This window comes from Acidithiobacillus sp. AC3 (assembly GCF_050261095.1).
GTDB classification, from domain to species: domain Bacteria; phylum Pseudomonadota; class Gammaproteobacteria; order Acidithiobacillales; family Acidithiobacillaceae; genus Igneacidithiobacillus; species Igneacidithiobacillus copahuensis.
Window position 1 is genome coordinate 2259790 of the sequence record NZ_CP189838.1, and the last position, 10535, is coordinate 2270324.

A 10535-nucleotide genomic window follows, 5' to 3' on the forward strand; every position below is an offset into this window, starting at 1 on the left:
AGCCCAGAGCTTAACCCCTTGTCCAACTTTCGGGGGCCACTTCACCTCGCCCTTGCGGCGGCCAGCCAGGAAGGTCTATCTTGCTCGCATCGACCAGCGTTTTTCAGGAGCTTGCGGATGCTGACAAATGTTCTCCCTCTTCCCGAGTGGCAGGATCCAGAAGCCGACGTGCCCGCCAGAATCGTTCTGGCTGGCGGCTGCTTTTGGTGCGTGGAGGGGGTCTATCGCGAACTGGCGGGAGTACAGGCGGTGCTTTCTGGCTACGCTGGTGGGCAGGAGAAGGACGCCAATTATCGTGCGGTCTGCAGTGGTGCCACGGATCACGCGGAAGCGGTAGAGCTGCGTTATGACCCGCAACAGCTGCGATTCGGGCAAATACTGCAGGTGTTTTTCGGGGTGGCCCACGACCCCACTCAGCGCGATCGCCAGGGCAACGACATCGGCCGCCAGTATCGCTCCGCCATTTTTTTTCTGAACGATGCCCAGGCCGACATGGTTCGCGCCTATATCGCCCAGCTGGAAAAGGGAGGATTTTTTCGACAGCCGATCGTTACCGAGCTGCAAGCCCTCGACACATTTTATCCAGCCGAGGAGTACCACCAGGACTATGCGCGCCGCAACCCCGATCAATCCTATATCTGCGCCGTTGCGCAGCCCAAAATCCAGGCCCTGGCAAGCTTGTTTCCGCAATATCGGAGGAAGGCATGAAGAGTTCTTCGGCAGGTTATGATCTTACCCCAATCAGCGCCGAAGAGCGTGCGCTGCGCGCCCGGCACCTTTCGGCCGAAGTGCGCCACGTCCTCTTTGAGCACGGCACTGAACCGCCATTTTGCGGTGGATTGTTGGACGAGAAACGCCCGGGCGTCTTTGTCTGCGCGTTGTGCCATCTACCACTCTTTCGTTCCCGGGAAAAATTTGATTCGGGAACCGGCTGGCCAAGCTTCTTTGCTCCGTTCGCTGGCGACCATATCCGTGAGCTGCGCGACACGAGTCATGGCATGATCCGCACCGAAATTCGCTGCGCCCGCTGTGACAGTCACTTGGGACACGTCTTTAGCGACGGGCCAGCACCTACCGGGCTGCGCTATTGCTTGAACTCTGCGGCATTGGAATTCCGCGATGAGGCGCCAGCAGCCGAAGGCTTGTCAGACTAATTGGCATCCCTAGGGGCAGTGGGAGGTTCCGAGAGAAGTACTGTATCGTCGATAGCATCATAGAGAGAGAAAGTTTTCGCGCGCTGGCCTTTCGTACTTTTCGCCGCGTAAAGGGCCTGATCGGCATGTCGTAGCAGGATCTCCTCCGGCGCATCGTCGAGAGGATAGAGGGTAACGCCCAAACTGCTGTCTATCTGCACTTCGCTACCGTCGGCAAGGACAATTTTTTCCCGGATCGCACCTTGGACCCGATTCAGGACGCGCTCCAGCACAGCCATGGAAGTCAGCTCCCCCAATAATAATGCAAATTCATCGCCGCCAAAGCGTGCCACTAGATCGCCCTCGCGGACGGCAGCACGCAGGCGCCGAGCCACCACCTGCAAGACCAGATCCCCCGCCGCATGCCCGTGCTGGTCATTCACTGGCTTGAAATCATCGAGATCCATCATACACACTGCCAACAGACATTCCTCGGTGCGCGCCAGGGCTTTTGGCAGCTCCGCCAGATATGCAGCACGATTTGGGAGTTCGGTCAGAGCATCGTGTCTGGCACGCCAGCTCTGCTCCTCTCGCTCCGCTTCGATCTGATTCTTCAGCGCCAATTCGTCCAGGCCAAAACCCAGGATCTTGGCTGTGCGCGCCAGGGCCGACAATAGTGTGTGGTCAAAATATGCCGGCTGGGAACTGGCTACGCAAAGAACAGCCCAGAGATCGCCCTGATGCTGGATAGGAATGATCGCCAGGCTGCTCCAGCCGAACTCGGCGATCAGGCTGGCAAGGCTTTGATATTTCGGATCCTCACGATAGTGGTTGTGGTATTGCAATCTTCTCTCTCGCCAGGCCGTGGCGAGGAGAGACGCGGGCTCGCGCTGATCGACATGCACCCGCGCGCGAGTCAGTTTGTCGCTGTTTCTGCCCGCAGCACTGATCGGCACGAAATAGCCATGGCTGTCCGGTTGCGCGACAAAAGCGGTGCTGAACAGGCCATTTTCCACCAGACGATGACAGGTCTGACGCAAAATCGTGGCGGCGGAGCGGGAGCGCATGATGATGTCTCCCTGACTCAGAAAGGTCTGGTACAATCGATTACTGCGTTCCAGACGTTCGCGTTGGTCCTGTTTTTCGAGGGCAATGCCCAGCATGCGAGTGAGACGCATCAGGGTGCGCCGGCGGGAGGACGCGGAAAAATACCTTGGCGTGTGGCTGTACACACCAAATAACGCCTCGAGATTGCCCGCGACCTGCACCGGACAGGCAATGGTGCTGCGCCAGGCCCCCGTATTGTGCAAGGTCTCCCGCCATGGCAGAAACAGGGGGTCTGTCTCCAGATCATCGACAGCCACCGGCTGCCCGGTGTTCCAAGCCCGCCCCATGGGACCGTGGGCGGTCGGTCCAGCGTCGATACGGATGTTGACCTGCTCGAGATAGTTTGCCATCTGCGCACCAGCAATGGCGATAGGCTGCAGTTGCCCCGCATAGGGTTTGCCGATCCACGCACCGTCCACCCCGGGCAGCAGTACGATCTTGTTGATCATGCGCCGCAGCAATTGTCTCTCATCCGGCTCGCTGAGCAAAAGAATGTCGATTCTTTCGATGATCTGCTCTTCGTCCGCTTCCAACTGTCGCATGCCGCGCAATTGTACGACCAAGTCGCTGGCCAGCCGTTGACTAATGCGCTGATCCAGCTCGGGCAGCGGCTGTGCAAAGGCCGCGAGGCCGCGCCGCAGCTGTGCCGAAAACAGTCCACTGGCCACCACCAACCAATCGGCAGGCAGGCCCAAACGATGGTGAACTACGCCCACTTTCTGGCTGAGCTCCTCCCGTACCACGGGATCCTCTTCCAGTAACAAGCGCGCGAAGTGGCGGTGCTGTGCCGCCTGCATATGCTCCAGCGTAGCACTGTCCAGAGTGGCAACATACGCCGCAACCTCCGGCTCCCGACAAAGCTCCGCAAATGCCCGGCGCGAGGCCTCTTCGATCGCTGCGAAGAACTCTGCGCGCTGCAGTTCCGATTCTACAAAGATTGGGGTGCTGGAACCCTCGGGTATCACTTCGACACGCTCGTTCTGGGAAAGTGAGAGAAGGTAGCAGTCTATGGCTTTTTTTGACCCTTGGCACCCCAGTGGCCAACAAAAAACAGCACCACTGCCATGACCAGTTCCTGGATAGCCGGAATCAGCCAGCCTTGGGGCCAGGCGCGAAAGAGAATCATCGCCAGGGTGATGACCCCGAGCACGAAGAGCAGAATGCCGAGTTGGCGGAGAACTGCAAAGACATTGCGCGCGCTCAGGGCGCCAATCCCCCGACCTACACCAACTCGACGCAAAAAGGTGTCAAGCCCCTGCGGGGCGACCAAATAAAAAAACGTGAGCAGCAAAAACACCAGAATCAGCAGAGCAATCAGCACTTCCACATAGGCAAGGACAGTTACCATCGGCATGGACTATTCTCCTAGTTCCCTATTCAAGTTTCCGGGCTCTCTTCCTCGTCCTCTTTGAAGGTCGCCGGGTCGAGATGATAACGGCGCAGCAAGCGATAGAATTCGGTACGATTGCGCTGCGCGAGCTGTGCAGCCTGACTGACGTTACCACGGGTCATGCGCATGAGCTGAATCAGATAGTTCATCTCAAAACGGCCCTTGGCATCGGCGAGGGGGACGACTTCGCCGTCACGATCGCGCAGGGCATGGCGGATCAGGGGGGCACCGATACGCGGCGTGGTGGAAAGCACGACGGCCTGTTCGATGACATTGGCCAGCTGGCGAACGTTTCCGGGCCAGGGGGCGGTAACCAACAACTCCATGGCCTCGGGCGCGATACCCCGCACATCTTTGCGGTTGCGCGTGGCCGCCTCGCGCAGGAAATGCTCTGCCAGCAGCGGGATGTCCTCGGCGCGCTCGGCCAGCGCCGGCAGCTCCAGGGTGACGACACAGAGCCGGTAATACAGATCGTCGCGGAAACGGCGCTCGGCCATTTCCCGCTCCAGGTCGCGGTGGCTGGCGGAAATCACCCGGACGTCCACCGGAATGGTCTCTGTGGCGCCAACTGGACGGATCTGCCGCTCCTGCAAAGCGCGCAGGAGCTTGACCTGCAAGGCCAGAGGCATGTCGCCGATTTCATCGAGAAAGAGGGTGCCACCATCCGCCGCCTGAAACAGTCCCACGTGATTGCTGGCAGCCCCGGTGAATGCGCCCTTTTTGTGGCCAAAGAGTTCGGATTCGAGGAGCTGCTCGGGAAATGCCCCGCAATTGACGGCCACAAAAGGACGATCACGACGCGGACTCGCCTGATGAATGGCTTGCGCCAGAAGCTCCTTACCGGTGCCGCTGGCACCGTGAATGAAAACGCTGGCATCTGCAGCCGCCACCAGGCGCGCCTGATCGAGCAGCGCCTGCATCTTGGCGCTGCGGGTCAGGATACGCTCCCAGCCTGCGGCTTCCTTGCCGCGCTTTCCCTGGGGGGCGGCAGCGGTCAACTGAAAAGCGCGTTCGACCTCGGCCATGAGCTCTTTGCCATCAAACGGTTTGGTCAAGAAAGCAAAAACTCCTTGGTTGGCGGCCAGCAAGGCATCCGGGATCGAGCCGTGGGCCGTTAGAATGATGACCGGCAGGGTGGGATAGTCGCGGCGGATCGCATCGAGCAACGCCATCCCATCCATTTCATCCATTTTCAGATCGGTAACGACCAGGGCCGGATGTTCGACGGCCAACTGCGAAAGGGCCTCCCGCCCATTGGCCGCGGTACTGATCTGGTAACCCGCGCTTTTCATCCGCAATGACAGAAGTCGCAATAAATCGGCGTCGTCATCTACCAGTAAGACCTTCGCTTGCTTAGCCAATTTATCGCCCTCCCACTATGCGGGAATTTTTTTCGATTTGTATCAATTCGCTGAGCTTTTTTCGCAACTCCCCTTCCCGTTGTTGGGATTGGTTGAGGCGGCCCTGCAAGTCGTTGATCTTGTTTTGTAGATTTTGGTAACTTGGATCTCCGGCGCGTAAGTCTGCGAGTTCTTTTTGCAGACCGGCGATCCGGCTTTGCGCGGAAACACAGGCAGCCGTGGCTGCCGCCTGACTCTGCGCCTGGGCTGCCCTTTCCTGCAGCTGCTGGTAGGCGGCGCGCGAGACGATGATCTGGTCCGCTTGGAGAACGACGCTATGGGGCTCGGGTTTGCTCACCGGCATCTCGGCGCAACCGCTCAGACTCAGGGCTAAAAGAGTCATGCTGAATACTGGGGAGACGAACTTGAAAATGTGCCCCTTGCCCCTCACTGTCGAGAATTTCAAGACTTCCCCCATAACTCAAAACATATTCCCTGGTAATGGCCAAACCCAGTCCGCTGCCCTCGATCTTTCCCGATTCGCTGGCGCTACCCCGATACAGAATATCAAAAATTTTGTCGCGCTCTTTAGGCGCCACTCCAGGGCCGGAATCGATGACATCGAGCACCGCCTCTTCGCCATCCTGCCACAAGCGCACCCGTATAGTAGACCCTTGCGGTGAGAACTTCACGGCATTAGACAAAAGATTATCGCAGATGGTGCGGATCCGGTCGCGGTGTGCCGCCGTCCAGAGTTCGGCAATCTGCTGGTCTACGCGCATACCCTTGCTGCGCAGCAACGGCTTATAGCTTTGCAGCAGCTCTTCGATGACGTCGTGCAGCGGGATCGGATGGCGCATGCCGGCGCTCACCGCTGGCCCCTCGGCAACACTGAAACGCAGGAGATCTTCGATGAGACGCTGGAGACGCAGGCTGTTGTCGCGGACGATATCGACGATTTCGCGTTGCTCGGCGGCGAGGCCCTGACCAAGATCTTCCTGCAACAGCTCCGAGCCCTCGCGGATCGCGGTAAGTGGCGTTTTCAGCTCATGCGAAAGCTGCCGCAGGAAGTGAATTTTTGTCGCCTCCAGCTCCTGCAGGTGTTGTCGCAGCCACTCCAGGCGATCGCCGAGCGCGGCAATGTCCTTGGGACCGTTCACTTGGATAGGACTGGCGAGGTCGCCATCTCCGAGACTGGAAATCGCGCGATCGAGCCGCTTGATGGGGCGGGTAATGAGGATGATGAAGAAGATAGCCACGACGATGGTCAACGGTAGCGCCAGCAACACCTCGTAGAGCGTCAGGCGCTTGATCTTCAGGGCACGGTCGCCCAGGTGCTTGACCTGCGCGCTGATGCCATCATTGACGTCTTCCTGGAGCTGCTGCATTTCGCGGCTGGCCGTGCTGAAACTCTGATCCAGGCTGCCCCGCCCACCCTCAAGGGCGGCGAGAGGCAAGGCGCGGCGGGCCTTGGCCAGGTTCTCATCCAGACGATGCAAACGCTTTTGATCGACCACACTTGGACCCGCGGCGGCAAAACGCTTGCTGACCTGTTGATATTCTTCAAAACTCTGCTGAAAGAGCACAAGCAGCGCGGAATCCTGCAGCACCGTATATTGCAGGCCGTAACGCTCCATGGAGCGGACCGCATTGGCCATACGGTTGGCGCTATCACTCAGGGCTACGGCGCGCAGGATGCTGCTCTGCCCCTCCTCGGCAAAACGGGAGATGGTCAGGGTGATGCTCACGATCACCAGGACCAACGGCACAATGGCCAGACCGAAGCCAAAAACCGTCAGCCAGGAAAGGGAATTAGGTCGCTTCATCCGGCGGCACTGCAGTAACGAAGCCGTCCGCCGACAAAGAGGTAGCGTACCTGCCCGCGCAGTGGCCAGCCCGGGTAGGGATGATTGCGGGCACGGCTGAAGCCCGTCGCACTAGGCTGCAGCTCAGCGTCAGGGTCAAAGAGACAAAGATCGGCGTTTGCCCCCGGCGCCAGGGACGGTGGCGGCAGGCCAAGGACGGCAGCGGGGCCGGTGGTCAACAGACGAATCATTTGCAGCAGGTCCAAGCTGCCTTCTTCGACCAGGCGCAGGGCAAGAGGCAGGGTCCACTGCACCGCAGCGATGCCAAAAGGCGCTTGCGCAAAGGTCTGCCCTTCCGTTTCGCGGCCCCACGGCACATGCTGGCTACTGAGACACTGAATGGCCCCATCCGCCAACGCGCGCAGCAGATCGTCACGGTTTTTCTGATTGCGCAATGGCGGCAGGATCTTGGTGTGGGTATTGAAATAACCGATATCTTCGGCACTCAGCAGCAGGTGGTGCAGGCTGACCCCGCAGCTTACCGCCTGCCCCCCGCGCCGTGCCTCGGCAACCCGGGCAATGGCCGCTGCTGAGCTGAGACTGGGGAAATGCACCGCCGCACCCGCTAGGCGCGCAACGCGCAGATCGCGCTCCACGCCAATCTCCTCAGCTGCCTGCGGACGCCCAGCGAGTCCCAGGCGCAGGCTCAACGGACCTTCATCCATGACGCCGTTGGCGGCAAGGCAGCGATCCTCCGGCCAGAGAAAGACCGTGCGTCCAAGATCCGCGGCATAGCTCAGGGCCAGGCGCAGACGTTGGCTATCGGCCACGGATTGTCGTCCCTGGCTGAAGATTTGCGCCCCGGCCTCGGCGAGGGCCACCATCTCGCTGAGGTCATCTCCCCGCAGCTCCCTCGTTAAAGCGCCGCTCAGGTACACGCGCAGAGAATCGACGGCCTCCGCTGCCGCTCGTTGTTGGTAGAGGACGCCAGGCGTATCGGCAACCGGAGCGGTATCCGGATCCAATACGACGCTGCCAAAACCGCCGGCCGCCGCCGCGTGTAGTTCACTACACAGGTCACCATGCAGCCCCGACCCCGGGGTATGCGCCTGGAACTGCGTTTCGAGGAAGGCCGGGCAGGCGATGAGGTCACTGCCATCGATCTCTTCGTCCGCCTGGAAGTCGTCGGAGATCTCGCCCAGCGCAAGGATTTTTCCTGCCGCCAGGGCGAGATCTCCTGGGTAATCCTTGCCGCTGACCGGATCAATCAAGCGCAGATTACGAATCCGTCGACGCAGGCTCATGGATTGCCTCCGGCGAGGCGGGCAAGGACGGCCATGCGCAGGGCCAGGCCGTGGGTCACCTGCTCCAGGATAATGGCTTGCGGACCATCGGCCACCTCAGCACTGAGCTCGACGCCGCGATTCATGGGACCCGGATGCAACACCACGGCATTGTCCTCCGCTAGACGCAGGCGCGCTGCAGTGAGGCCGAAGCGGCGGTGATATTCCTCCAAGCTGGGCAGGCGCTGACTGTCCATACGCTCGCGCTGCATACGCAGGGCATATACGACATTGGCACCGGTAAGGGCCGGCTCCAGCTCATGAAAGACGTGGACGCCCAGGCCCTGGAGTTCGGGCGGGACGAGGGTGCGTGGACCGACCACACGAATCTGCGGGCAACCGAGAATGGAGAGGGCATGGATCAGGGCGCGGGCCACACGGGAATGCAGAATATCTCCCAAGATCACCACCACCCGCTCCGAGATGGGTCCCAGCAGATGGCGAATAGTGAAGACATCGAGCAGAGCCTGGGTGGGATGGGCATGTTGTCCGTCGCCGGCATTCACTACCCAGGCGCGCTCGCCGAGATGACGTGCGAGGAGGTGCGCGGCCCCAGCCTCCGGATGGCGCAGAATGAAACCATCCACCTGCATGGCGAGCAGGTTATCGACGGTGTCGAGCAAGGATTCGCCCTTGCTGGCACTGCTGCTCGCCACGGCAATATTCAGCACGTCTGCCGACAGGCGTTTGGCCGCCAGCTCAAAAGTGCTGCGGGTACGCGTGCTGTTCTCGTAAAACAGATTCACCAGGGTCCGCCCCCGGAGGATGGGGATTTTTTTGACCGTGCGCTCGCCGATCCCCAAAAAGGACTCCGCACTATCGAGAATTTCGAGAATCTCCCCTTCGCGCAAGCCTTCGATCGCCAGCAGGTTGCGCAGACGTCCCTCGGCATCCCGCTGTGGATCGCCTTCCCCCATGCGCCAGGGCATCATGCCGGTGCCAACTCCCCACCCGGGAGAAACTCCAGGGACAGCGGGTTCGGCCCGCGCAATTTGATGTAATCAGAGGGGTTGCTGCGCAAACGCAGGGCGGCGACATCGGCACAGATGGGCAACTCCCGCAGACCCCGGTCGACGAGGACTGCCAGGGTGATTCGGTCCGGACGGCCATAATCGAAGATCTCGTTCAGCGCGGCGCGAATCGTCCGGCCGGTGTAGAGAACATCGTCGACCAGGATCAGATGGCTGCCATCAACGGAGAACGGGATACGCGAGGCCTTGACCTCGGGATGCAGCCCGACACGACTGAAGTCGTCCCGATAAAAGGAAATATCGAGCTCTCCCAGAGGGGCAGCAACCCCCAGGCGCCGGTGCAGCTCCCGCGCAATCCAGACGCCACCGGTGTAGATCCCCACCATCACGCAGCTCTGCGGATCGATCCGAGCCTGCAGATCACGCTGCAAGGAGTCGATCAGGATACTCAGGTCCCAGGTCGATGCCATCGTTGCTCCTCGTAAAAGCTCTCCAGGATCGCACAGGCAGCTAGCTGGTCACGCAGACGATCGCGCTCGACGCGGGAGAGATCGCGCGCGCACATTTGCGCCTCGGCCGCATGACTGCTGAGTCGCTCGTCGATCCAGTGCTGCGGCAAGGGATGACGCTGCGCGAGCGTCTGCGCAAAACGCCTTGCCGCAGCAGCGGTCTGCCCCTCGCTGCCATCCGCCTGCAATGGCAGGCCAATGACCACGGCGCGCGGTTGCCAGTCGGCGATCAAGCGCCCCAGCGCACTCCAGTCTGGCCCGCCGGCTCCGTTGCGAACGGTGGTCAGAGGTTGCGCGCCGAGACCGGCTTCCCCGAGAAAGGCGACACCAATCCGCTTGCTGCCGTAGTCGATCCCGAGCCAGGGCCCAAGCTCAGGCATGACCCACCGCGCCACTGAGCAGACGCATATCGATACCAAGCACCCGCGCTGCCTCCTGCCAGCGCTCGCCAGCCGGGAGCTGGAATAGCACGCGCGGATCGACCGGGCCGTGCAGCCAGGAATTTTCGCTGATTTCTTTCTCCAGCTGCCCTTCGCCCCAACCGGCATAGCCCAGGGTCAGCAGGTACTGCTCCGGCCCGCGGTGCTCGGCGATCGCCGCGAGAATATCTGGCGAACTGGTCAAGGCCAGGGTATCACTTACCAGCAAAGAGGACTCCCAGTCACCCGGGGGCTGATGGAGAATGAAACCGTGCTGCGGGCTGACCGGTCCACCCCAGTAGACTGGACGGTGGATCATCTCTTCCGATGGCCTAATGTCGATGGCCTTGAGGGCGTCGGCCATATTGATGTCGAGGATGCGATTGATGACTACCCCCATCGCTCCTTCGGCATTGTGCTCGCAGACAACGATGACGCTACGGTCAAAGAGGCCATCATGCAGACTGGGCATGGCAATCAAGAGGTGATTTTTAAGCGATGAAAATTCCATGCCGCTA

12 protein-coding genes are annotated in these 10535 nt (G+C 60.6%); 2 read left to right on the plus strand and 10 right to left on the minus strand.

Annotated features, from left to right (window positions below):
- Positions 1–117 precede the first annotated feature (117 nt).
- Both msrA and msrB read left to right on the plus strand, forming a co-directional pair.
- A complete protein-coding gene (msrA, locus tag ACQAYK_RS11440) occupies positions 118–708 on the plus strand; it encodes a peptide-methionine (S)-S-oxide reductase MsrA (protein ID WP_215873112.1) in 591 nt (196 codons plus the stop codon).
- Positions 705–1154 (plus strand): peptide-methionine (R)-S-oxide reductase MsrB, encoded by a 450-nt coding sequence (gene msrB / locus ACQAYK_RS11445; protein WP_215873111.1) that lies wholly within the window; start codon positions 705–707, stop codon positions 1152–1154. The genes msrA and msrB overlap by 4 nt, the downstream gene beginning before the upstream one ends.
- Here the strand turns inward: msrB and ACQAYK_RS11450 are convergent.
- From ACQAYK_RS11450 to ACQAYK_RS11495, 10 genes are read right to left on the minus strand one after another with little or no spacing between them, the layout of a single operon-like run.
- A complete protein-coding gene (locus ACQAYK_RS11450) occupies positions 1151–3205 on the minus strand; it encodes a diguanylate cyclase domain-containing protein (RefSeq protein WP_215885406.1) in 2055 nt (684 codons plus the stop codon). The genes msrB and ACQAYK_RS11450 overlap by 4 nt on opposite strands.
- Positions 3206–3246: 41 nt before the next feature.
- Positions 3247–3594: a hypothetical protein gene (locus ACQAYK_RS11455; protein ID WP_215885407.1), complete on the minus strand. Its 348-nt coding sequence runs from the start codon at positions 3592–3594 to the stop codon at positions 3247–3249.
- Positions 3595–3617: 23 nt separating this feature from the next.
- Positions 3618–4991 (minus strand): sigma 54-interacting transcriptional regulator, encoded by a 1374-nt coding sequence (locus ACQAYK_RS11460; protein WP_215872102.1) that lies wholly within the window; start codon positions 4989–4991, stop codon positions 3618–3620.
- Position 4992: 1 nt separating this feature from the next.
- A complete protein-coding gene (locus tag ACQAYK_RS11465; RefSeq protein ID WP_255789760.1) occupies positions 4993–5328 on the minus strand; it encodes a hypothetical protein in 336 nt (111 codons plus the stop codon).
- Positions 5306–6796 (minus strand): HAMP domain-containing sensor histidine kinase, encoded by a 1491-nt coding sequence (locus ACQAYK_RS11470; protein ID WP_215872101.1) that lies wholly within the window; start codon positions 6794–6796, stop codon positions 5306–5308. Before ACQAYK_RS11470 ends, ACQAYK_RS11465 begins: the two co-directional genes overlap by 23 nt.
- Positions 6793–8079, minus strand: a complete 1287-nt coding sequence (locus ACQAYK_RS11475) for a dihydroorotase (RefSeq protein WP_226827662.1) — start codon at positions 8077–8079, stop codon at positions 6793–6795. The genes ACQAYK_RS11470 and ACQAYK_RS11475 overlap by 4 nt, the downstream gene beginning before the upstream one ends.
- Positions 8076–9050: an aspartate carbamoyltransferase catalytic subunit gene (locus ACQAYK_RS11480; protein ID WP_215872100.1), complete on the minus strand. Its 975-nt coding sequence runs from the start codon at positions 9048–9050 to the stop codon at positions 8076–8078. The genes ACQAYK_RS11475 and ACQAYK_RS11480 overlap by 4 nt, the downstream gene beginning before the upstream one ends.
- Complete coding sequence (gene pyrR / locus ACQAYK_RS11485) at positions 9047–9559, minus strand: bifunctional pyr operon transcriptional regulator/uracil phosphoribosyltransferase PyrR (protein WP_215872099.1); 513 nt, start codon at positions 9557–9559, stop codon at positions 9047–9049. The genes ACQAYK_RS11480 and pyrR overlap by 4 nt, the downstream gene beginning before the upstream one ends.
- Positions 9538–9978, minus strand: a complete 441-nt coding sequence (ruvX, locus tag ACQAYK_RS11490; RefSeq protein ID WP_215872098.1) for a Holliday junction resolvase RuvX — start codon at positions 9976–9978, stop codon at positions 9538–9540. The genes pyrR and ruvX overlap by 22 nt, the downstream gene beginning before the upstream one ends.
- Positions 9971–10528 (minus strand): YqgE/AlgH family protein, encoded by a 558-nt coding sequence (locus ACQAYK_RS11495; protein ID WP_215872097.1) that lies wholly within the window; start codon positions 10526–10528, stop codon positions 9971–9973. The genes ruvX and ACQAYK_RS11495 overlap by 8 nt, the downstream gene beginning before the upstream one ends.
- Positions 10529–10535: the final 7 nt, after the last annotated feature.